Raw genomic sequence first — 22,849 nt, 5'->3', positions numbered from 1 at the left:
GACGCAAAAAGGAGGGACGAACGGATGGATAACACAACAAGACTTGCCGAGATGCTCGCGGAGATTGGCGCAGATTGGGCCATTCTGACATCTCCAGACTCTGTGTGTTTTGCGACTGGTCATGTTGTCCCGATCGAGATTGGCCCTTCGCCATTTTCTGGCGGCCCAACGACGGCCTTCGTAAGCCGAGACGGCGTAGCGGGCGTTGTCTGTCCGAATACCGATGCAGGACAGGCAATCGAATGCGAAGAAATCTCCTATACTGGGTTTGCGTGCTCCGTTGTGGATCAGGTTAGCAACTACCTTGCAGCGGTGAAGGCGATGTTAGAGAAGCTGGGTGTCTCGGGGCGTGTTGCTGTTGAGCCTGCGAGTTTGACTGCGGCATTAGCAGAGCTTCTGCCAGAAAATCGCAGTGTAATTGACGACTCTCTCAAGCGCTTAAAGGCGATAAAAACGACGAGAGAAATTGGTCTGTTAACACGCTCTGCAGAGGTTGCAGCGATTGGCCAAAAAGAGGCCGTTGCGATTTCGATTTCTGGACGTACGGAACTGGATGTTCTGAACGGTATTCGTGCACGAATGGAAACTGAAGCCGGAACGCGTTGTGCGCTCGCGGGTGAGTTCCTCGCTGGAATCGAGCGGTCCTCAACTCTCGGTCTGATGCCCGGTGCCTATGAGTTGCAAAAGGGCGATCCAGTTGTTTGCGATTTGGCGCCGCGAGTTCAAGGATATTGGGGAGACAGCTGTAGTAGTTTTGTTGTCGAAGCTGAGAAATCTGATGAATTTGCGAAAATGCACGAAGCGTGTTTTGAAACGCTCCAGTTTGCTATTTCCGAGCTAATGCCAGGGTTGAAAGTTTGTGATTTTGACAGGCTATTGCGAAATCACTTGTCAGAGTATGGCTATTCCTACCCGCATCATTCAGGCCACGGGATAGGAACCTCCGTCCACGAGTGGCCGCGGTTGATTCCGGATGAAACAGCGATGATCGAGGAGAACATGGTTTTGATGGTCGAGCCGGGAAGCTATGTTCCCGGTCTCGGTGGCGTGCGGTGTGAGTTTATGTTGCGCGTTACAAATAGCGGCGCGGTGCCAATGGCGACGTTCTAAGTTTTCGCCAGCGTGCCATATCACCCGATGACGTTATGATCTGGACCATAGGGGAAGCCGGTTATGTTCTCGTTGCCGTCTTCCGTTATGATTAGAATGTCATGCTCGCGATATCCGCCAGCACCGGGTTGGCCCTCGGGTATTGTGAGCATTGGCTCCATTGAAATAACCATGCCGGGCTCAAGCACCGTGTCGATATCCTCGCGCAATTCGAGTCCTGCTTCGCGGCCGTAGTAGTGGCTCAACACACCAAAAGAATGGCCGTAACCGAAGGTCCGGTATTGCAGCAAATCACGTTCAGCGAAGAAGTCGTTGATCTTGTGTGTAACCTCGGAACAGGACGCGCCGGGCTGTAGTAAGCTCATGCCATATTCATGGGCCGCCACATTTGCTTCCCAGATGCTAAGGCTCGCCTTATCGACCGTTTCAACAAACAAAGTGCGCTCCAACGCCGTGTAGTAGCCCGAAATCATCGGGAATGTATTCAGGCTTAGGATGTCGCCGCGTTCGAGTCTTCTGCTCGTCACTGGATTATGTGCGCCATCTGTGTTGAGGCCGGATTGGAACCAAACCCACGTATCGCGATATTCTGCATCAGGAAAGCGATGCGCAATTTCGAGCTCCATTGCGTCTCGTCCCGCCATGGCAATATCGATTTCTCTTGCTCCGGCCTTGATTGCGTCGCTAATTGCATAGCCGCCGACATCTGCAGTTGCGGCTCCCGCACGGATTAGGTCCAGTTCAGCGGATGATTTGTGAAATCGCTGTTTCATCGTGATCGGAGCGATATCAACTTTGCTTGCAGGTTGCAGAAATTCATCAAGCAGTGCCATCTGAGCAATCGATAGGTGATCGCCCTCAAATCCGATTGTTTTGCCAGTTCCGGTCACCGAACGGATCGCGCGCCAGTAGTTGTTTCTCTGCCAGTCAGTGTAGGTGATGTTGTCACCATAGCAGCGTCGCCATGGTTGGGCGGCGTCGATGCCAGCGCTGAAGGTGACGGTATCCGATTGTGTCACGACTTGAGCGTAGGGTCGGCCAAAGGAGCAATACAAAAACCCAGAGTAGTAGGCGACATTGTGCATAGATGTCATGACACAGGCATCAATGCCTTGTTCGGCCATCTTTGAACGAAGTCCGGCAAGGCGCGTTTCATATTCAGCATCCGCAAACGGAAGCAGTTTCTCTCCTTGGTGGAAACGATAGTATTCTGGGCGTGCAATCGCGCTTTTGTTGGCTGTTCTGTCCATCGGTTCACTCCTGTTCCAGCCGCTCGTTTCGGTGGGGAGTGTGCTTGTTCGCTGTACGCACCTTCCCTCACCTTATTGCGGCAAAGTCAGATCCCGGCGTTCAGGATTGTTGGGTCGGGAGACTATGATTGGCATTCAATCACCGGCGACGCCATCGCCGTTCCCTTCTTTCTGGTTAAGCCAATACGGAAACTCAAATCAAGAGTGATTGCGAAATTGAGGTCGCTGCGCGCCGCAAACTTGCTTCAACGCGAAATTACTCCTGCAAGTACTTGATCAGGTGTTTGGCGATTTCATCGGGCTGCTCGGATGAAAGCGCATGTCCGGCATCTGGTATTTCGACATAGCTTACTTGGTCGCCCAGCTCAGCTTTCAGCTTCTTTCCGGCTTTGTCGGGTGGTGCGATATAATCGTCCGCGGCCTGAATAATGAGAAATGGTTTTCCGCCGGCCTTTTTGAAGAAATCTTCACTGATCATGCTTGCGGCAAATGTTTCTGCTTTCCCTAAATCTGGGTACCATCCGTTTAGCCAAACGCTGGCGTCATTCCCTTTGGAAAAGAAGGCGCATTGAAGGCTTTTGGTTCGGTCCTCGTCAGATTGTGTCAGGTCAAACGAGCCAAAAAGGCATTTCTGTTGGTCCTCTGATAGCGAGCTGCCACCCGACGCCATGAGCGCCAGTTTGTCAACTCTGTCTGGAAACAGGGTTGCAAAAGTTCGCGCCAGTCGATTGCCCCAAGCATGGCCGACAAGGCTTACACTCTCAATTCCAAGACCGTCAAAACTTGCTTTCAGATCGTGAGCAAAGGCACTCATCGTAATGTTTTGCGGGGTCAGGTCGCCGCTGCTTTTTCCGATTCCGCGCGGCTGAACGAGCACGACACGGTAGCCTGCTTTGGCCAGATGCGTCACGATTGTCGAGTTATATTGTTCTGTGTAGTCCTCTACGCCGCGCCCCAAAGACGGAATGATAGAGACATATGCGCCGTTGTTCGGGTCTTCGGCAAAGATGCGCACGTGATTAGATGCATCTTGGTGATTGATAATCGTATCGCGAACAAGAAATTCATAAGCGGGCCATGTTGGTTGATCCGATCCATAAATCGGGCCCGCAAAAATGGCGGCGAAAAAAGCAAATGCGAGGCGTCTAAGTAGCGGTTGAGTTGGCATAACTGTTTCCAATACTTCTAAGCTAAAGGTGTAACAGGTTTTAGGGTTTGAGATTGAGCGAGGCTGAACGCCAAATGGGTCTATCCAATGCAGCGATTTTTCCTCCGGCGGTTCGCCTGAGTTGGCCTATTTAGAGGCCTCTCTAAAATACTCCCAAGCATCCCTGCTTTCGCTATCTGGGAGCGTGCAGATACCCTTTTGCGAGCCATCGTCGGCTGTGACGATTTGATAGGATCCGCCACTTTCAACGCAGAATGCTGCTGCTGGGTTAACCATTTTCGTGGATTCAGCATGGGAGGCGCGCAGGTATTCCCAACCATCTACAATCTCGCCATTTGCCAACTCGCAGCTTCCATCTTCAAGATTGTAGGTTCCGCCATTTGCACTGCAAAACGTTGCCGCTGGATTTGCGATTTTCGGGTTTGGTTCATGTGCTTCTCGGAGCATATCCCAAGCGTCTTGCTCGGTTCCGTCGCTCATTCGGCAAACACTGTGGCTTCCGTTTTCGTCGCTTTTTTGCCCGTAAAAGCCGCCTTGGTCGATGCAATAAACCGCCGCGGGGTTTGCGAGCGTAACGCCAGCATCAGCGAGTGTGTTGCTTGGCGAGAAAATAGTAAATCCAATAGTCGCGACCAATAGAATAAGGGCGGTAAGCCTCTTGAAAATAGAGGAAAATCCAATGGAAGGTATCATAATCGAGCCTGTTCGGAAATCAGAATAATATCGAAAAATTAGTAATGCCCGTGTAAAGCATCACACAGTTTTCGCGTTATCTTACTTCAGAACAGGTTGGCGGCAATCGATTTTAATATGGTCTTTTTTGTCAGAGTCGCCTCGGCCGCATCTAGAAACGCAAGCGGAATGCCAAACCCGCGATAGGAGCTGTATCGTAGGATTGCTTCGAGACAGTCTTGCCAGACGTTGTTTCGAGCGCAAGCTCCCCGCCGAACTCTGCGCCGGCAAATGCGCTAAAGCTCAGTCCTGGATTCGGGCTATATTCAAAAGAAACGACAACGGGATAACTCTGGTCTTCGCCTACACCGTTTGGCGCGATACCTTTGTCATCCAATCGAAAACGAACGCTCTCGCTTCGTGCGGTTAGGCCGACGGCGGTCGTATCTGTAGTGGCGTATTTCAGCGTTAACCCAGGACCTTGCGTCGCACCGAGCCCTGATCCGGTTGTCAGATTCAGGCGGTCTGTAATGTCCCAATCGATTAGCAAAGCAGGGAAGAGCTCAAGATCATCGTTACCGATCTGGGTAAAAGCCCCAAACGCTGGACCGATTGTCAGATTGTCGCGAACTTTCCAAGAAATACCGCCAAACACCCCGTATGTCTGACCATCAGAAGCATCGACCCCTTGCTGGTAATCCCACCGGATTGAAGGCGCGAGAAAGACATTCGCGCCGCTATCCAGTTTGAAGCGAACAGGAACAGCGAGCCGAATATCCTGAATATCGGTCCATGGCTGTGTTGCGGTGTTGGCAAATTCATAGTCGAACTGTCCGAGGCTGACGGAAAGCCCAACCGCTGTTCCCGATGCGCTCGTGTTAAGTCCTGTCACACGCAGGAAACTGCGCGTTGCGGTGAATTCATTGCCGTCATCGAGTTTTGTCTCGCTCTGGTAGGAGGTCAGTCCATCAACCTGCGTGCTCCAGCCTGTCATGGATTGAGCGTGCGCGGTGCTGATTGTGAAGGATGCCGTGATTGCAAGGATATAGCGCTTCATTGGATTGCCTGCCTGTTAAATTTCGACCGAGTTTTAATTGGTTACGAAGCATCCCGCACTTTAGATCACAAAAATATGAGTTTAGTTCACATTGAGATGCTTGTTGGTCTGTATGCCACAAAAATACAACGATTTCAGGCCGAGCGTTCAGAAATTTCAATACGTTGCTGATTGCTCGCAGAATTCTGGATGGCTTCCACGACTTTGAGGCTGCGTAATCCTTCGCGACCGCTTACGCGCGGCTCCTCATGGCCGCGAATGACTGCCACAAAATGCCTGATTTGATTTTCGAGAGGATCGGACGGAATGACTTCGGCTTTTGAGGTTCGCATCGGGTTAAGCCAGCTTCGCTCGCCGTCGTTCTGCCAAAGTTGTAGATCTGGCAGCGAAAGTGATCCGTGCGAGCCGCCTATCAAATAACAACTCGCTTCACTTTGCGGATAAGCGTCGTTCTCTCCGGATGTATGCTCCCAACTCCATGGGGCAACGATTGCATCAGAGACAGTGATCGTGCCGACGCCGTTTTCCTTGAATTGAAATACCGCTCCTGCAAGATCCTCGTTTTCAAACCCGCGCTGGGCTGGCGTGGCCATGGCTTGCACCGCGGTAATCTCGCCACACAGATGGCGAATGAGATCAATATCATGCACCAGATTGACCGAGATTGGCCCCGCCCCCTTTTGTGTCCGCCAAGGAGCAACCTCGAAATAGTCATCAGGCTTGTAGAACCACGCCGTCGCCTGAACAGAACGGACTTCGCCAATGGCACCAGATTTAATCAGCGAATGGGCCTTTTCGATAAGCGGATTGTATCGCCGATGGTGCCCGACAAGAATTGGAACGCCCGCCTCCTCGGCCTGATTAACCAGCCGTTCACCCTCCGCCGCAGAGACCGCCAGCGGCTTTTCGACAAGAGCAGGAATGCCATGCTCAATACAGCAAAACCCTTGGTCTACATGCAGGGTCGTTGGCGTTGCGATGATAACGCCGTCGGGCTTGGCTTCAGTAAGTGCCTCAATCAAATTAGCAAAGTGGGGTATGCCTTTTGACTGGGCGAAAGCGCGCGCTGCTTCACTAGGGTCAATAATTGCCGCAACACTAACGCCTTTTGTTTTTTCGATCGTCGAGATGTGACGTTTTCCGATCAGGCCTGCGCCGGAAACGGCAAGTCTAACATCGTTTGTCATAAGGCCTCTCGCTGCGTTACTTTCATTGTGTTGCAATGAGTATGGCTTGAAACGAGGCGGTAAGGCAAAGCGAACTGGCGGCACAATGTGGCTTTATAGATGCTTGATCTAAAGCCGATAACAATTTGCGAGAAACGAATGGGAGCGCATATGGAGTATCTGGATTTTCTTGTTGAGCTACACGGGAATGCAGAACGCCAAGGGCCCGGCGGGGATGAACAGACACGCCGTGCAGTTGAGCTTTCGGGCCTCGCGAACAAGCAAGGATTACGGATTGCAGATATTGGCTGTGGAACAGGAGCGTCCGTGCTTACTTTGGCGAAGATGCTGGATGCGGAGATTACTGCGGTTGATTTCCTTCCCGCTTTTCTCACGGAGTTGAGCTTGCGCGCCGCTTCAAATGGAGTTTTTGACCGGATAACGACAGTCGAAGCGTCTATGGACAAACTCGAATTTGAGCCTTCCTCATTCGATGCGATCTGGTCAGAAGGGGCGATTTATAACATTGGTTTTGAAGCAGGGGTCCGCGATTGGCGACAATACTTGAAGCCCAATGGAATTCTAGCAGTCTCTGAACTGACATGGCTCACGGACACGCGTCCTCAAGACTTGGAGCGTTTCTGGAATGCAGCGTACCCTGAAGTTGGGACGGCATCAGAAAAGCTATCTGTTCTTGAACGCAACGGTTACACGCCACTTGGATATTTCCCACTTCCCAAGGAATGTTGGATGGAGAATTACTATCATCCGGTGCGGAGGAAGCTGAACAGTATGCGAGTCAAATATAACGACTCCGAGGTGGTTCCGAAGTATGTGGAGCAAGAGCTTGAGGAGATCCGGCTCTATGAGGCACATTCAGATTACGTGAGTTACGGTTTTTACATCGCCAAGAAACTTACCGATTGATTACGAGGCGTCTTGCCCGCAAAGTGGCAATGAAATTGATTGAATATTAATAACTTCCACGACGATGCGTTCAGCGCGTCCAATAAGACTTAACGTCAAACACCCGATGCATCAGGGGGACATAATGCAAGACGGATTCCGGCAAACAACCTTCGGGACAGCAGTATTACTCTTGGCAACTATCGGCATGGGGGTTGTCCTGTTTCCGTTCTGGAAGGCGATCTTCTGGGCTGTTGTCCTGACGATTTTGTTCTGGCCTCTTCGCGAAAAGCTGATGAACTGGCTAAACGGTCGCAAAACACTGACCGCTTCGATCATTGTTTTGATGAACCTGCTTTTCATTCTTTTCCCAGCTCTGTTGATCCTCGGTATTATTGCAGAAGGTGCTGTTTCGGTGCTTTCACAAGTTGAGTTCGATTCATTCCCGCCGGGAAAAATGCTTGAAACGATTTCCGGTAAATTCCCAAGGCTTTCCGATGCCCTGGCAACGCTTGGAATTGATTTTGCCGCGATCAAATCTGTACTCGGCAATATGTTCGCGTATATCGCGCAATTCCTTGCGACGCACCTCGCGCAGATCGGGCAGGGTGCATCGACCTTGGTATTCCAAGGCTTCCTCGCGTTTTATGTCTTGTTCACGTTCCTGCTTTTTGGCGATCGCATGTATGAGTCCTGCTTTGCGGTTATTCCTGCGTCTCGTGAGCACAAGCAGAAGTTTTTCACTGCTTTCTCGGAAATGGCGGTCGCTACGATTAGGGGCATGGTCTCTGTTGGGTTCGTTCAAGCCTTGCTTGGCGCGATAATATTCTTCTTCCTCGGCATCGATAATGCTGCGTTTTGGGGCGCTATTATGGGGCTGCTTTCTGTGATCCCGCCATTTGGCGCAGGGTTTATCTGGGGGCCTGCTGGCATCGCGATGGTGCTCTCTGGCGATACTGTGGACGGCATCATACTGCTCGCCTTTGGAGCGGGCGTTATCAGTATGTCTGATAATGTGGTGCGGCCAATTGTTGTTGGACGCGCGAGTAGCGTTCCAAGTTTTCTGATCCTTGTTACAACGCTTGGTGGGCTTGCTGTGTTCGGGCTTACGGGGCTTGTTCTGGGGCCTGTGATTGCGGCAGTGTTTCTTTCGATTTGGCAATTGCTTTATGATGAAAAAAAGAAAGCCGCCTCATCAGTCGTTGATGATGAAACATTGGGAACATTTTCTCATAAGGAGTAAGTCATGAGCTATGTGCTATTCCTAGGATTTCTGCTGATCCAGCTTGCAACAGCAGCACGAGTCATGACGCGCCCGAATAGAGCACCCGCGTCACGTATTGCGTGGCTGGCGATCATCTTCTCAATTCCGGGTCTGGGCGTCATCGGGTATTTGCTTCTTGGCGAAACCAGTATTGGCAAAACGCGGGTGGAGCGGAAAGCGAAACTCAATGCCGAACTTCGCCAGATTGCGGACGTGCCCGATTATGAGGGGTCAGCGAGCGGAATCGAAATGCCGGCGCGGTTCAGATCGATCTTCAACCTTGGGCAATCTATTTCTGGCATGCCTGCTGTCGGGGGTAACGCAGCTGAATTGCTCGCAGATTCAGAGACCGCAATTGATGCGATGATAAAGGATATCGATAACGCCAAAGAGCACGTTCATTTGGTGTTTTATATATGGCTCACAGACGAGAGCGGCACCAAGATGGTCGACGCGCTGGTTCGTGCCGCGCAGCGAGGCGTGACCGTACGCGCAATGGCGGATGATCTTGGGTCTCGCGACTTAATTAAAAGCGAACTCTGGAAGGTCATGGAGCGCGCTGGCGTCAATCTTGCTGTGGCGCTTAAGATCGGAAACCCACTTTTGCGCATGTTTGACGGACGGCTTGATCTGCGGAACCACCGCAAAGTGCTCGTCATAGATAACGAGGTTACATACTGCGGTAGCCAGAACTGCGCCGACGCTGCATTTTCGCCAAAGCCGAAATTCGCGCCTTGGGTGGATGCTGTTATGCGTTTTACGGGGCCTGTTGTTCTTCAAAACCAGATGGTTTTTGTGTCTGATTGGATGACTTACACCGACGACGATATTCTTGATGTTGTCAGAGTAGAGATTCCCCACACCAACGAAGGCTTTCCCGCGCAAGTTATCGCAACCGGCCCGACAGTTCGATTTGGCGCAATGTCGGATATGTTCGCTGCGCTTATGCATGCGGCAACTGACGAGCTTATTATTACGACGCCCTATTATGCGCCGAATGAAGCGATGCAGTCTGCTTTGCGCTCTGCGGCGAACCGAGGTGTGAAGACGACAATCGTATTCCCGGCCCGCAATGACAACTTCTCCGTCGCTGCAACGTGCCACAGTTATTATCAGGAACTGCTCACATCAGGTGTGCGGATTATGGAATACCCTCTTGGGCTTCTGCACACAAAATCGCTCACGATTGATGGGCAAGTTACATTGATCGGCTCTGCAAATATGGATCAGCGTAGTTTCGATCTGAACTACGAAAACAACATTGTGTTTTACGATCCGGAAGCAACTTCACAACTGCGGGATCGGCAACTCGAGTATATTGAAGATAGCAACGAAGTATTGTTGTCTAATGTTGAAAGCTGGCCATGGCGGCGGCGGCTGTGGAACAACGTTATGGCCGTCATCAGCCCCGTGTTGTGATACCAAACTGAATGAGCAACCGTGCCGCCTGGGTTGTATTATTCTTGGGCGCCAACAAAGTCTATCGTGCTAATTTGAAGCTTTAAGATTTACTGAACAAAAATTGGATGCACCAAATCGCATTTGGAGAAGGACAATTTGATATGAAACAACTCTATTCGCACATAACCAAGACTTGCATCGCCGCAGTGTTTGGCGCGGTCGCCAGCGTTGCTATCGCACAGGATGACCCATTGCCTTCGTGGAATGATGGCCCGTCAAAAACGGCGATCCTCGAGTTTGTTGCTGCGGTTACGGAAGAGGGCGGGAGCGATTTCGTGCCAGAGATGGATCGCATTGCGACCTACGACAATGACGGAACGCTTTGGGTCGAGGCTCCGATCTACACACAGATATTGTTTGCGCTTGATCGGATCAAAGAGATCGCTGCAGACCATCCGGAATGGCAGGATGACCCTGTTTTGAAGGCCGCGATTGATGGTGATATGGAAACCATTGCGAAATCGGGCGAGAAAGGTGTAGCGCAGATACTTGCGGTAACACACACGGGCATGACCACCGATGAATTTGCTCAGATCGCGACAGATTGGATTACGACAGCCAAGCACCCAACGATGGATCGCTTGTATACAGATTTAACATATCAGCCGATGAAAGAACTACTGGCATATTTGCGAGAGAACGGGTTCAAAAACTATATCGTATCGGGCGGCGGCGTTGACTTCATGCGACCATGGACACAAGAAATCTATGGTATTCCGCCAGAGCAGGTGATCGGGTCGAGTGTCGTAACCAAATTTGAAATGCGTGATGGGACTCCAGTATTGGTGCGCGAACCAGAGCTGTTTTTTTATGATGACAAAGAAGGCAAACCAGTCGCCATTCAGAAGTTTATCGGCAAACGCCCAATCGCGTCTTTTGGGAACTCGGATGGTGATTTGCAGATGCTGCAGTGGACTTTGGCGGGTGAAGGCCGCCGCCTTGGGATGATTGTTCATCACACAGACGAGGAACGAGAGTTTGCCTATGATCGTGACTCACACGTTGGAACGCTTGTGGACGGGTTGGACAATGCAGAGGCGGAAGGCTGGCTCTTGATTGATATGAAGTCCGAATGGAATACGGTGTTTACTGAAGAGTAGCCTTACCATAGAGGGATATCCCTTTTTGTTTACACGTTAAGGTTGAATTGATAGGGTGACGGTACTGTTAACTGAAAGGCATGTACCGTTACTGTCCATTCTCTCATAGTTCCGGTTGTTCTTGCGGGTGGGTCCGGCACGCGGCTTTGGCCTTTGTCGCGCAAGAGTTACCCCAAACAGTTCTCCAAGCTGCTTGGAGAAGATACACTCCTTCAGTCGACTCTTCGGCGTTTCAAATCGAATGAGTGCATTGAATTCGCGCCACCAACGGTGATGACGCACTCTGATTTTCGGTTCATCGTCAAAGAGCAGATGGACGAAATAATTCCCGAATGCGGGCCGATTTTTCTGGAACCATTTGGTAAGAATACAGCGCCAAGTGTGCTCGCTGCTGCCTATCACCACGCGGCTTTGAATTCAGATGCGCTGCTTTTGGTTGCGCCTTCTGATCATGCAATCTCCGATTACGAGGCTTTCCATGCGTCTATATCGAAGGGTTTGCATGCGGCGCGTGAAGGTCATCTGGTAACTTTCGGAGTGTCGCCTACGCGTCCTGAAACGGGATACGGGTATCTCAATGTCGGCGATAGTTCGGAAACCTCACAGGTGGCGCGCGTCGACGCATTTGTTGAGAAACCGGATATTGCAATTGCGACTGAAATGGTTGCTTCAAAGCAGTTCCTTTGGAACTCAGGGATGTTTCTGTTTAAGGCAAAAGCGATCATTCAGGCCTTTGAGACACACGCGCCACAGATGTGCGAGGCAGTGCGGTTGGCCGTTCGATCTGCGCGCCGAGATTTGGATTTTCTTCGGCTAGACGAAGCATACTGGCGAGAGGTTAAAAGCATCTCGATTGATTATGCGGTGATGGAAAAAGCCAAAAATCTTTTTGCGGTGCGATACTCTGCGGATTGGTCAGACCTCGGCGGCTGGGATGCGGTTTGGCGCGAAGCATCAAAAGACAACTATGGTGTCGCAACATCTGAAAATGCGCATGCGATAGAATGCCAGAACACGCTTCTTCGCAGTGAGAATGCGGGGCAAAAGATTGTTGGAATTGGGCTAACCAACATTTTAGCGGTTGCAATGCCAGATGCGGTTTTGGTTGCCGATATGAGTCGGGCGCAGGATGTAAAACGCGCGGTTGACGTATTGCTAAAGCACGCTTCTCAACAGGCTCAAGTATTTCCAAAAGAGCATCGACCTTGGGGATGGTTTGAGAGCCTAGTGATTGGCGCAAGGTTTCAAGTGAAACGCATTCAGGTGAAGCCGGGCGCGTCGTTAAGCCTACAGAGTCATTACATGCGGTCGGAACATTGGATTGTTGTAGAAGGCACAGCACAGGTTACGGTGGACGAAAAAACCGAACTGGTCAGCGAGAACCAATCTGTCTATGTGCCGCTGGGATCAAAGCATCGCCTAGAGAATCCGGGGAAGTTGCCTATGGTTCTTATAGAAGTCCAAACCGGCCCATATGTTGGCGAGGACGATATTGTAAGGTTTGAAGATGCCTATGCGCGGGTATGAAAGTCAGGACCCTGTTTGCGCGAAGGCCACTCGGACGGTTTTCAGAATAAGTTTGATATCTAGTAAGGCCGAAACAGAGTGGGCGTACTCTTTGTCCATTTGAATGCGCTGTTGATAGCATGGGTTTTTACGGCCCTGCGTTTGCCAGATGCCAGTTAAGCCCGGCTTGGTTGCACGATAGGCCCAGATCGCATTTTTGTACCTTGGGGCTTCTTCTTGGGTGATCGGGCGCGGACCGACGAAACTCATATCCCCAACAATGATGTTCCATATTTGCGGAAGTTCATCCAACCCTGATCTTCGTAAATATCTGCCGAATGGCGTCACCCGTGGGTCGTCTTTTAGTTTTTGACTATTTGCCCATTGGAGCGCAGCCGCCTCATTTTGCTGGATAACAGCATGCAGTTTTTCATCTGCCTCCTCACACATGGTTCGGATTTTCCAGCATTTGAAGCTGCTGCCGTCTTGACGCAGCCGCTCGTGTGCGAAGAAGCCCGAACCCCCGTCTCGACGTGCGCCTAACCACAGAGCAGCGACGACGATCGCTGTAGGTATAAGAAGTATCAGAGCCAACCCAATATCAAAGACGCGCTTGAAATGCCTTTGATAGCTAAGACGGCCAAAGGGGGATGTTCGCAAAAATCTTGAAGCAGAGAGTGGGTAACTAGAGTTCAATTGTTTAGCCCGTTCCGATGGTCATACTCCATTATCGATACGGCTGAGTCCTTAGCACTCAGTAAAGAGCGAGGGCATTTGGGGTGTTCGTTTCTTGTGCGGGACTAGAATGTGTTGCCAATTTTATTAGCTTTTTTCGGGGCAGCTTGTATGGAGAAGAGTGTAGATAGTATTTTTCCAGTGTTTGGTTTATCAGTTTGCCATGAAATTTATTCGAAATATTTTTAGTAAACCTAAGCGAGAAGTTAGTTTTCCTGACCCCGCGCCTGAACAAGAATTTTATGCGATTGGGGATGTTCACGGTCGGGACGACTTGCTCAAACTTGCATTGCGGAAAGTTCCCCGTGGTTCGACCATTATTTGCGTGGGCGACATTATTGACCGTGGCGAGAATTCTGCTCAAGCATTGCGGCGTTTGCACGCGACAAGCCTGCGCCCAACGCGCACGCTTATCTGCTTAATGGGCAATCATGAACGCATGATGCTCGATTTTCTGGATGGGGCTGATGCAGAGGCGGAGCGTTGGCTTCGCAATGGTGGTTTGCAGACGCTGGGGAGCTTTGGGGTTACATCTGTCGTTGATCTGAGCAGCAAAGAGTCGCTGGATGAAGCGCGCGCAACGCTCAAACAGGCGATGGGCCGCGAGCTGGAAGAGTGGCTTCGCGGATTGCCATTCCAATGGCAAAGCGGAAACGTCGCTGTTGTTCATGCTGGCGCGGACCCAGAGCTGCCGATGGACGAGCAGCCTGAAAAGGCGCTGGTTTGGGGGCACGCTGACTTTTTCAAGGTGCCGCGCAAAGATGGAGTTTGGGTTGTTCATGGGCATACGGTTGTCGACGAGCCCTATATCAAGCGCGGTCGGGTTGCGATTGACACGGGCGCTTATGTTACCGAACGACTAACCGTAGCCCACGTGACACCAGAAGGAATAACCTTCATTTAACCGCGCCTAACGGTCAGATGTTTGCCAATCTGGATGTATCCACGGCTTTGCATGATCTTTTGGTAGAGGAGTCTTGCCAAGGATGTGATCCGCGGCCTTCTCGCCAACCATGATTGAGGGTGCGTTAAGGTTCCCGTTGGTGATCCTCGGGAATATGGAGCTGTCTGCAACATAGAGCCCCTCTGTCCCGATGACTTTGCAATCCGGCCCGACAACTGCTGTTGGATCATCCACCGCGCCCATCTTGCAAGTGCCGCAGGGGTGATAGGCGCTTTCGGCTTCTTCCTTGATGAACGCATCGATTTCTTCATCTGATTGAACCGAAGCTCCTGGCTGGATTTCAGCACCACGGAATGGGTCTAACGCGGCCTGACCAAACACTGTGCGGGTCAGCCTTATGCAATGTCGGAAATCAATCCAGTCCTGTGGATCAGACATATAGTTGAACTTAATGCGCGGGGCCTCAAACGGGTCTGCCGAGTTAAGCGAAATATGACCTCGAGACGCGGATCGCATCGGGCCAACATGGGCTTGAAACCCATGTCCCTCGGCAGCGGCGGTGCCGTCATACCGAATAGCCATTGGCAGGAAATGAAACTGGATGTCCGGATACGGAACACCAGCAGCGGAGCGCACAAACGCCGCGCTTTCGAATTGGTTAGAAGCCCCAAGACCCTTTTTAAAGAAGAGCCATTGCGCTCCGGCGAAGGCCTTTCCAAAGGTGTTCCAATGCTTGAACAAGGTGATCGGCTGTGTGCAGGCTTGTTGGATGTAAACTTCAAGATGATCCTGCAGGTTCTGACCAACGCCTTTTCGGTCCGCGACGACGTCGATACCATTTTCAGCAAGGTGAGCGGCGGGGCCTATACCGGAAAGCATGAGAAGTTTGGGCGAGTTAATCGCGCTGGCCGCTACAACGACAGAACGGCGCGCCGTGATGACTTCGCTCCGACCATTTCTGCGGATACGAACGCCAGTGGCACGTTTCCCGTCAAACTCGATTTTCTCTGCATAGGCCCGAATTAGAGACAAATTTTGCCGCTTTAGAGCTGGTTTTAGATAAGCGTTCGCTGTGGACCACCGCACTCCTTTGTGGATCGTATGTTCCATCGGGCCGAAGCCCTCTTGCTTCTCACCGTTATAGTCATCGGTTGTTTCAAACCCTGCTTGCTGACCAGCTTTCACGAAAGCTTCAAATAGGGGGTTTGATCGCGGTCCGCGCGTAACATGCAGTGGTCCGGATGTGCCGCGCCATTTCGGGTCACCACCTTGGCCGTTTGGGCTCCAATGCTCCATGCGTTTGAAGTACGGCAGGACATCAGCATAGCTCCATCCCTTCGCACCGCTGTCTTCCCAATGGTCAAAATCCATCGCGTGTCCACGCACATAGACCATCCCGTTAATCGAAGATGAGCCGCCGATCACTTTGCCCCGCGGTGTGGCGAGGCGTCGGTTGTTAAGGTGTGGCTCCGGTTCGCTCTGAAAACCCCAGTCATAGAGCCGCATTCGCATAGGATAAGAGAGCGCGCCTGGCATCTGAATGAATGGCCCCGCATCGCTTCCCCCATACTCAATGAGAATGACGGAATGCTTGCCGTTTTCGCTCAGTCGCGAAGCAAGAACAGATCCGGCAGACCCAGAACCAATGATGACGAAATCAGCTTGCATCATGTTTCTCAATAGGGGCTGTCGACGCGGCCCATGCCGACATAAACGGATTTGATCTGGCTGTAGTAATCAAGCGCGGCTTTGCTGTTCTCCCGTCCCACGCCGGATTGTTTAGAGCCACCAAACGGAACTTCTACAGGCGCAAGGTTATAGGTGTTGATCCAGCAGGTTCCGGCTTCAAACGCTTTGGCAACGCGATGCGCGCGCGAAATGTTCTTTGTAAATACACCTGCGCTCAAGCCAAACTCGGTCCCATTCGCCCGCGTTAGAGCCTCTTCTTCGGTGTCAAAGCCCAAAACGGCCATGACGGGCCCAAAGATTTCTTCGCGCGCGATTGTCATGTCATCGGTCACATCCGCAAAGACTGTGGGTGCAATGAAAAAACCAGCTTCATGACCGTTGACGCGCGGAGAGTCGCCTCCTGTTACAAGTGTAGCGCCTTCGCTCTTGGCTATTTCAATATAGCGTGTAACTTTCTCCAACTGAGCCTTGGAGACCAACGGCCCTAGGTGCGTGTCTTCGTTCAATGGGTCACCCACGCGAATAGCTTCAGTGCGCGTTTTGAGGCGCGTTAGAAACTGTTCTTTGATCGAGTTATGAACAAAAACGCGCGTTCCGTTGGAGCAAACCTGACCAGTTGAATAGAAATTACCGAGCATTGCCCCGCTAATGGCATCTTCGATATCTGCGTCTTCGAACACAAGTAGTGGAGACTTACCGCCAAGCTCCATCGTCACATGACGCAGCCCTTCAGCAGCGGCGGCATAGACCTTGCGCCCTGTCGGGACGGACCCTGTAAGAGAGACTTTATCGACGCGCGGGTCTGTTGAGAGCGCTGCTCCTACATCGCCAAGCCCCTGAACCACATTGAATAATCCGGCGGGGGCGCCAGCTTCTATAAAGATCTCAGAAATTTTTAAGGCGCAAAGCGGCGTGGTTTCGGATGGCTTGAAAACCATAGCGTTACCACAGGCGAGTGCTGGGGCGGCCTTCCAGCATGCGATTTGGGTTGGATAGTTCCACGCGCCAATGCCGACACATACGCCAAGTGGTTCGCGGATGGTGTAGGCAAAATCCTCGCCCAGGGGCACGGTTTCGCCTGTCATACCAGAGACTATTCCACTGAAATACTCCAATGCATCCGCACCAGAGGTCGCGTCGGCAACGAGCGTCTCCTGAAGGGCTTTGCCCGTGTCCATGGTTTCGAGTTCGCTCAGTTCGCGGTTTCGATCACGAATGATATCAGCCGCGCGCCGTAGGACCCGCCCACGCTCTACAGGCATCAAAGCAGCCCATTGTTTCTGTGCGCGTCGGGCAGAGATCAGCGCAGCTTCAATGATAGACGGCGTGGCAGAATGAAACTTTGCGATCACTTCTCCGGTTGCGGGATAAACGCAATCAAATGCTGTTCCTGCTGTGTCTTCAATATAAGCGCCATCAACAAAATGGCTCTCTTTGGGCTGGAATAGGGTCATATTTCGGGCCTAGTTGTTTTGGTGTCTCAGGAGGCAGAGGTCGAGATAGTCAACAACCAGTGCTTTTGTGGTTTGCCTGTTTGGAGCCATATCTTGAAGCGCGTGCCGGATGTAAAATCCGTCAATCATCGAGGCGAGGCCTTGTGCGATGTTGCAGGCTGCGTCGTCCGAGACGATCTCCTTTAACTGAAAAACGAGATTGCTGTTCAGACGGCGCGCGTAGACACGCAGCAGACGGGCAACCTCATTTGAATTTTGTGCTTTGACATAAAAGGCGAGCCACGCCGCAACGACATTGGGATCGAATTGCTCCTGATCAAAGCTCGCATCAATAATTGCGATGATCCGGTCTCGTGGAGACATTGCCGTGCTTGAGCGTTCAGCAACGCTTTGCCCAAATTGACGAAGGATATGTCGGATCACGGCGAGGAAGATTTGCTCTTTACTGCCGAAATAGTGATGGGCAAGCGCCGAGGACATGCCGGCGCGCCGCGCGATTTGGCTCACAGTGACGTCAAGCGAACCGTTTTGTCCGATCTCTGCGATCGTCGCATTTATAAGTGCGCTGCGGCGCACAGGTTCCATTCCAATCTTGGGCATAAGCCGACTCTTTCACCAAGGGCGTTTACAATAACGAGCTTATGAGGTTAATTGACTAGTCAATCAATAAAAATCAGACATGGCCAAGCATGTAAAGATTGCGTTAGGTATGTCGCATCAACGGGAGATTAATCATGACAAAAACATTTCTTGCCAGCACCACGGCGCTTGTTGTGGCGACAACGGCTGCTTTTGCCGAATGTAACACAGTGACGTTCGCCGATGTGGGCTGGACCGACATTACAGCAACGACCGCAGCAACAACTGTTGTGCTTGACGCTCTGGGCTATGAAACAGAGGTGAAAGTTCTCTCTGTTCCTGTGACCTACAAGGCACTTGAGGGCGGCGATGTTGACGTATTCCTCGGCAACTGGATGCCGACGATGGAAGCGGATATTGCAAGTTATCGCGAAGCTGGAACGGTTGATACCGTTCGGGAAAACCTTGAGGGCGCGAAGTATACGCTTGCAGTGAATGCGGCGGCTGCGGCGCTTGGTATCAAGAGCTTTGCAGATATCGCAGCGCATAAAGATGCGCTTGATGGCAAAATTTACGGTATTGAGCCAGGCAATGATGGCAACCGTCTTATTCAGTCAATGATTGACGGCAACGCCTTTGATCTTGAAGGTTTCGAAGTTGCGGAAAGCTCCGAACAGGGCATGCTGGCGCAGGTAGATCGCGCAACCAAAAGAGACGAGCCGATTGTGTTCCTTGGTTGGGAGCCGCATCCGATGAACGCCAACTTTGAAATGTCGTACCTAGAGGGTGGCGACGAGTTCTTTGGCCCTGATCTGGGTGGTGCGACAGTCTATACAAACACGCGCGCGGGTTATGTTGATGAGTGCCCGAACGTTGGTGCGCTTCTCAAGAATCTCAAGTTTACCCTTGCTATGGAAAACGAGATTATGGGTGCGATCCTGAATGACGGCGCTGACCCAGAAGAAGCTGCATCTGAATGGCTCAAAGGCAATCCTGATGTTTACGCATCATGGCTCGGTGGTGTGACGGCGCTGGATGGCGGCGAAGCCCTCGCAGCGGTTACAGAAGCACTGAAGTAAATCAATCGGGGCGCTTGATCGGTTCAAGCGCCCCTTTTTCGATCAGCTCAACAGTATACAGGCATCCATGGACTGGCTCACCGAAACGAAAATCCCCGTCGGCAAAACGGCGGCGCGCATGTTTGACTGGCTTCAGGCGCGCGGCGAGCATGTTTTCGATTGGATATCATACGTCATGGAAGGCATGATTGATGCGTTCCTATGGCTTATGCAGACGCCACCACCGCTTGTTGTTGTTTTTGTGTTCGCAGCGCTGGCTTATGTTTACCAGAGAAGCTGGAAGATCTCCCTCTTCGTCGTGCTTGGGTTCCTGTTCATTCTGAATCAAGGGTATTGGGAAGAGACAACAGAGAGCCTAACGCTGGTACTTTCGGCCTGTGTTGTCTGTATGGGGATTGGCGTGCCGATTGGAATTGCTGCCGCGCATCGTCCTCGGTTTTACCGAGCATTACGGCCTATTTTGGACCTGATGCAGACTCTGCCGACGTTCGTATACCTCATTCCTGCGATTGTATTCTTCGGGATCGGTATGGTGCCGGGGCTAATTGCGACCGTAATTTTTGTATTGCCCGCGCCGGTTAGATTGACGCACCTCGGGGTTACATCAACGCCCCAGCCGCTGCTTGAAGCGGCAGAGGCCTTTGGTGCAACGCCGCGACAGAAGCTTTGGAAAGTCGAACTTCCCTATGCATTGCCGCAGATCATGACCGGCTTGAACCAAACGATTATGTTGTCGCTCTCGATGGTGGTGATTGCCGCGCTCGTTGGGGCAGATGGGCTTGGCGTTCCGGTTGTGCGGGCGTTGAATCAGGTGAATACGGCGCTTGGGTTTGAGAGCGGCTTCGTGATTGTTGTGGTGGCGATCATGCTGGATCGAGTGTTGAGGATAGATAGCAAATGAGCGCGGAACCACTTCCCTCTGTTGTATTTGATAATGTGAGTATTGTTTTCGGGAACAAGCCACAAAAAGCGCTGCCGCTGATGGATCAGGGTATGTCGCGCGCAGAAGTGCAGTCTGAAACCGATCAAATCCTCGGTGTCCATGATTGTAGCCTTTCCGTTGCCGAGGGTGAAATTCTCGTGCTGATGGGGCTCTCTGGTTCGGGGAAATCGACCCTATTGCGGGCGGTTAACGGCCTAAACCCCGTTGTGCGTGGCGCTGTGCACGTCAATGACGGCGAGGGCATGATAGATGTTACCAACGCCTCGGCTGATACTTTGCGGGAAATGCGCCAGAGGCGTATCGCGATGGTGTTCCAACAGTTCGGCCTATTGCCTTGGAGAACGGTTGAGCAGAACGTTGCATTGGGGCCGGAATTGGCCGGAGAAGCCGCGTCTGATTACCTTCCTTTGGTGCAGGAAACCCTAGCACTTGTCGGTTTGGCCGACTGGGCAGACCGTAAGGTTTCAGAATTGTCTGGTGGCATGCAGCAACGTGTTGGCCTTGCCCGTGCATTTGTGACGAAAGCACCGATTTTGCTGATGGACGAGCCATTCAGCGCGCTTGACCCACTTATCCGTACAAGACTTCAGGATGAATTGCTCGATCTTCAAAATAATCTACGGCGCACCATTATCTTTGTGAGCCATGATCTGGACGAGGCGTTCAAACTGGGCGATCGGATCGCAATTCTTGAAGGTGGGCGAATTGTTCAATGCGGCACACCCCAACAAATCATCCGAAATCCAGCAAACGAATACGTGCGCGACTTTGTAGCTAATATGAACCCACTTGGCGTGTTGTGTGCGGGCGATGTGATGACCGACGGAACAGACAGCGAAGCGCCGGAAATACAGTCTAACGCGCCGCTTTCCGAAGTAATGACCCTTTTGAATTCGGGCGTTATGCAGGTTTCCGTTAAAAACGGAGAAACCCAAGTCGGTTTGATCCGCGCGCGGGATATTGTTCGTACGCTTGGCGCCGTAGCCGAAGGCGAAATTTCAGACGAAATGCAGAGTTAGAGACTATTCGTCGAGCAAATTAGGCGCGCCGAAATGGCGCTCGCCGCGTTTCTCGGCAAGTGCGATCTGTTTTTGGCGCTCGCGGAAACGCTCTTTGCGCTCTTCCGTGGTCTTGTCGTGGCAGAGATGGCAGCTCACACCGTCTTCATACTCTGGGCGCTTCGTATCCTCGGGCAGAATTGGTTGGCGGCAGGCATGGCACAACAGATGTGGCCCTTCGACAAGCCCGTGGCCGATTGAAACGCGGCCGTCAAAGACGAAACACTCGCCGTTCCAAGTGCTTTCTTCGGCAGGGACCTCTTCGAGATATTTCAGAATACCGCCCTTTAGGTGGAATACGTCTTCAACACCCTGGCCAAGCAAGTAGTTCGTTGATTTCTCGCACCGGATACCACCGGTGCAGAACATCGCGACGCGCTTGTTGTGAAAGCGGTCTTTGTTCTCTTCCCACCACGCAGGAAACTCGCCGAAAGTCTTGGTTTCAGGGTCTATTGCGCCTTCAAACGTCCCGATTGCCACTTCGTAGTCGTTGCGTGTATCAATCACTACAACGTCTTCCTGCTGGATCAGGTCGTTCCAATCTTCGGGGGCGACGTAATGTCCAACCTTGGCGCGTGGGTCTACATCGGGTTGGCCCATTGTGACGATCTCTTTTTTGAGACGCACTTTCATCCGCCCGAATGGCATCTCGCTTGCGGCGCTTTCTTTATGCTCGAGATCCGAGCAACCGGGCAGGGCGCGCAGATGCGCGAGCAAACGATCAATACCTTTGCGCGGACCGGCAACAGTTCCGTTGATGCCTTCTGCGGCAATCAAAAGCGAACCATTAATGCCTTCTTCCTTGCATAGAGCCTTAATAGGGGCACGCAAAGCGTCCGGATCATCGAAACGGGTGAAGTGATATAGTGCGGCTACAACTGTCATGGGCCTCAAATAGTGTGAACCTGAGCGCCCTGCAAGAGCAACAGTTGACGCAGGCCAGAAGGCAATCTACCCCTTATGCAACGAAAGGTTGTCTCATGCGTCCAGCAAACGAAGCTCTTCTGGTTATCGATGTTCAAAATGATTTTTGCCCTGGTGGTGCGCTTGCAGTCTCTGAAGGGCACCAGGTCGTGCCCTACATCAATGAAATGATGCTGGATTTTCGGCACATCGTGCTTACGCAGGACTGGCATCCCAATAGGCATTCGTCTTTTGCCTCGAGCCACTCCGGCAAGGGCGAATTCGAGCTTACGCAAATGCCCTATGGGCCACAGGTTCTCTGGCCGGACCATTGCATCCAAGGAAGCGAAGGTGCGGCGTTTCACGAAAAGCTCGATACCGACCGCGCAAATGTCATCATTCGTAAGGGCAGCAATCCTGAAATAGACAGTTACTCCGGCTTCTTTGAGAATGATCATAAAACCCCAACTGGTTTAGACGGATACCTCAAAACCCGCGGAATAGACACTGTTACCATTGTTGGTTTGGCTACGGATTATTGCGTGCGCTTCACTGCGACGGATGCGAGAACGCTTGGCCTGAGCGTTGCTGTGGATTTGGCAGGTTGTCGCGGGATTGGGCTGGGTGACTCGCTTGGAGAAGCATATGACGAGATGCGTAAATCCGGCGTGACTTTGATCGAAGGCTAACAGCAGGAAATTGTTAAACAGTCTGCCCTAGAGTGGCTTCCATTCAATTGGAATCCACTGTTTATGTACTCAAATGTTCGACGAACGCGCCTGCAAAGCGAACTTGATAGTTTTGAAACGCGCAACTCTACCGAGGGCCTGCTGCTGCGATATGCT

The 22,849-nt window shown here is 51.8% G+C and carries 21 protein-coding genes; 11 read left to right on the top strand and 10 right to left on the bottom strand.

Annotation, left to right across the window (positions count from 1 at the left end; genetic code table 11):
* The first annotated feature begins 24 nt into the window (after window positions 1-24).
* Window positions 25-1,110, top strand: coding sequence for a M24 family metallopeptidase (locus tag OU789_RS15990; protein ID WP_274656701.1), 1,086 nt, complete (start codon window positions 25-27; stop codon window positions 1,108-1,110).
* Window positions 1,111-1,130: 20 nt separating this feature from the next.
* Here OU789_RS15990 and OU789_RS15985 read toward each other — a convergent pair whose 3' ends face one another.
* The 5 genes from OU789_RS15985 to OU789_RS15965 all read right to left on the bottom strand — a co-directional run bounded on the left by OU789_RS15985 (window position 1,131) and on the right by OU789_RS15965 (window position 6,444).
* Window positions 1,131-2,333 carry an aminopeptidase P family protein gene (locus OU789_RS15985; RefSeq protein ID WP_274656787.1) on the bottom strand — a complete coding sequence of 401 codons (1,203 nt, stop codon included), beginning with the start codon at window positions 2,331-2,333 and terminating at the stop codon, window positions 1,131-1,133.
* A gap of 283 nt (window positions 2,334-2,616) precedes the next feature.
* Window positions 2,617-3,528 carry an alpha/beta fold hydrolase gene (locus tag OU789_RS15980; RefSeq protein WP_274656700.1) on the bottom strand — a complete coding sequence of 304 codons (912 nt, stop codon included), beginning with the start codon at window positions 3,526-3,528 and terminating at the stop codon, window positions 2,617-2,619.
* 126 nt (window positions 3,529-3,654) lie between these two features.
* Entirely contained in the window at window positions 3,655-4,221 is a 567-nt protein-coding gene (locus tag OU789_RS15975; protein ID WP_274656698.1) for a DUF333 domain-containing protein, read from the bottom strand.
* 151 nt (window positions 4,222-4,372) lie between these two features.
* Complete coding sequence (locus OU789_RS15970; protein WP_274656697.1) at window positions 4,373-5,257, bottom strand: hypothetical protein; 885 nt, start codon at window positions 5,255-5,257, stop codon at window positions 4,373-4,375.
* 134 nt (window positions 5,258-5,391) lie between these two features.
* Window positions 5,392-6,444 (bottom strand): Gfo/Idh/MocA family protein, encoded by a 1,053-nt coding sequence (locus OU789_RS15965; RefSeq protein ID WP_274656695.1) that lies wholly within the window; start codon window positions 6,442-6,444, stop codon window positions 5,392-5,394.
* A gap of 99 nt (window positions 6,445-6,543) precedes the next feature.
* On the opposite strand from OU789_RS15965, the gene OU789_RS15960 reads away from it, so the two are divergent.
* From OU789_RS15960 to OU789_RS15940, 5 genes are all read left to right on the top strand, one after another.
* Window positions 6,544-7,350, top strand: a complete 807-nt coding sequence (locus OU789_RS15960; protein WP_274656694.1) for a class I SAM-dependent methyltransferase — start codon at window positions 6,544-6,546, stop codon at window positions 7,348-7,350.
* Between the two features lie 124 nt (window positions 7,351-7,474).
* Entirely contained in the window at window positions 7,475-8,572 is a 1,098-nt protein-coding gene (locus tag OU789_RS15955; protein ID WP_274656692.1) for an AI-2E family transporter, read from the top strand.
* Between the two features lie 3 nt (window positions 8,573-8,575).
* Window positions 8,576-10,012, top strand: coding sequence for a cardiolipin synthase (cls, locus tag OU789_RS15950; RefSeq protein ID WP_274656690.1), 1,437 nt, complete (start codon window positions 8,576-8,578; stop codon window positions 10,010-10,012).
* 143 nt (window positions 10,013-10,155) lie between these two features.
* A complete protein-coding gene (locus tag OU789_RS15945; RefSeq protein ID WP_274656689.1) occupies window positions 10,156-11,154 on the top strand; it encodes an HAD family hydrolase in 999 nt (332 codons plus the stop codon).
* A gap of 105 nt (window positions 11,155-11,259) precedes the next feature.
* Window positions 11,260-12,681 (top strand): mannose-1-phosphate guanylyltransferase/mannose-6-phosphate isomerase, encoded by a 1,422-nt coding sequence (locus OU789_RS15940; protein ID WP_274656785.1) that lies wholly within the window; start codon window positions 11,260-11,262, stop codon window positions 12,679-12,681.
* A 3-nt stretch (window positions 12,682-12,684) separates the two neighbouring features.
* On the opposite strand, the gene OU789_RS15935 is transcribed toward OU789_RS15940, so the two are convergent.
* Entirely contained in the window at window positions 12,685-13,356 is a 672-nt protein-coding gene (locus OU789_RS15935) for a sugar transferase (protein WP_274656687.1), read from the bottom strand.
* A 202-nt stretch (window positions 13,357-13,558) separates the two neighbouring features.
* Here OU789_RS15935 and OU789_RS15930 point away from each other — a divergent pair, with 202 nt between their 5' ends.
* The gene (locus OU789_RS15930) at window positions 13,559-14,299 is read left to right on the top strand and encodes a metallophosphoesterase (protein ID WP_274656685.1); all 741 of its coding nucleotides are present in this window, start codon (window positions 13,559-13,561) and stop codon (window positions 14,297-14,299) included.
* 6 nt (window positions 14,300-14,305) lie between these two features.
* Here the strand turns inward: OU789_RS15930 and betA are convergent, their stop codons facing one another.
* Genes betA through betI form a run of 3 tightly spaced genes read right to left on the bottom strand, consistent with a single transcriptional unit; the run spans window position 14,306 to window position 18,042 of the window.
* Window positions 14,306-15,967 carry a choline dehydrogenase gene (gene betA / locus OU789_RS15925; RefSeq protein WP_274656784.1) on the bottom strand — a complete coding sequence of 554 codons (1,662 nt, stop codon included), beginning with the start codon at window positions 15,965-15,967 and terminating at the stop codon, window positions 14,306-14,308.
* Between the two features lie 8 nt (window positions 15,968-15,975).
* On the bottom strand, window positions 15,976-17,442 hold the full coding sequence (gene betB / locus OU789_RS15920; protein WP_274656683.1) for a betaine-aldehyde dehydrogenase: 1,467 nt from the start codon (window positions 17,440-17,442) through the stop codon (window positions 15,976-15,978).
* A gap of 9 nt (window positions 17,443-17,451) precedes the next feature.
* Window positions 17,452-18,042 carry a transcriptional regulator BetI gene (betI, locus tag OU789_RS15915; protein WP_274656681.1) on the bottom strand — a complete coding sequence of 197 codons (591 nt, stop codon included), beginning with the start codon at window positions 18,040-18,042 and terminating at the stop codon, window positions 17,452-17,454.
* A 134-nt stretch (window positions 18,043-18,176) separates the two neighbouring features.
* Here betI and OU789_RS15910 point away from each other — a divergent pair, with 134 nt between their 5' ends.
* From OU789_RS15910 to choV, 3 genes are all read left to right on the top strand, one after another.
* Window positions 18,177-19,100 (top strand): choline ABC transporter substrate-binding protein, encoded by a 924-nt coding sequence (locus OU789_RS15910; RefSeq protein ID WP_274656679.1) that lies wholly within the window; start codon window positions 18,177-18,179, stop codon window positions 19,098-19,100.
* Between the two features lie 67 nt (window positions 19,101-19,167).
* A complete protein-coding gene (gene choW / locus OU789_RS15905; RefSeq protein ID WP_274656677.1) occupies window positions 19,168-20,001 on the top strand; it encodes a choline ABC transporter permease subunit in 834 nt (277 codons plus the stop codon).
* Window positions 19,998-21,062, top strand: coding sequence for a choline ABC transporter ATP-binding protein (choV, locus tag OU789_RS15900; protein WP_274656676.1), 1,065 nt, complete (start codon window positions 19,998-20,000; stop codon window positions 21,060-21,062). Before choW ends, choV begins: the two co-directional genes overlap by 4 nt.
* Before the next feature lie 3 nt (window positions 21,063-21,065).
* Here the strand turns inward: choV and trhO are convergent, their stop codons facing one another.
* Window positions 21,066-21,986 (bottom strand): oxygen-dependent tRNA uridine(34) hydroxylase TrhO, encoded by a 921-nt coding sequence (trhO, locus tag OU789_RS15895; protein WP_263951839.1) that lies wholly within the window; start codon window positions 21,984-21,986, stop codon window positions 21,066-21,068.
* A gap of 95 nt (window positions 21,987-22,081) precedes the next feature.
* Between trhO and pncA the strand changes: the two genes are divergently transcribed.
* A complete protein-coding gene (pncA, locus tag OU789_RS15890) occupies window positions 22,082-22,693 on the top strand; it encodes a bifunctional nicotinamidase/pyrazinamidase (protein WP_274656673.1) in 612 nt (203 codons plus the stop codon).
* Window positions 22,694-22,849 lie beyond the last annotated feature (156 nt).

Origin of the sequence: Halocynthiibacter sp. C4 (genome assembly GCF_028823805.1) — a bacterium.
GTDB classification, from domain to species: domain Bacteria; phylum Pseudomonadota; class Alphaproteobacteria; order Rhodobacterales; family Rhodobacteraceae; genus Falsihalocynthiibacter; species Falsihalocynthiibacter halioticoli.
The sequence above is the reverse complement of the archived record's forward strand: the minus strand, read 5'-3'. Positions and strand labels throughout refer to the sequence as shown.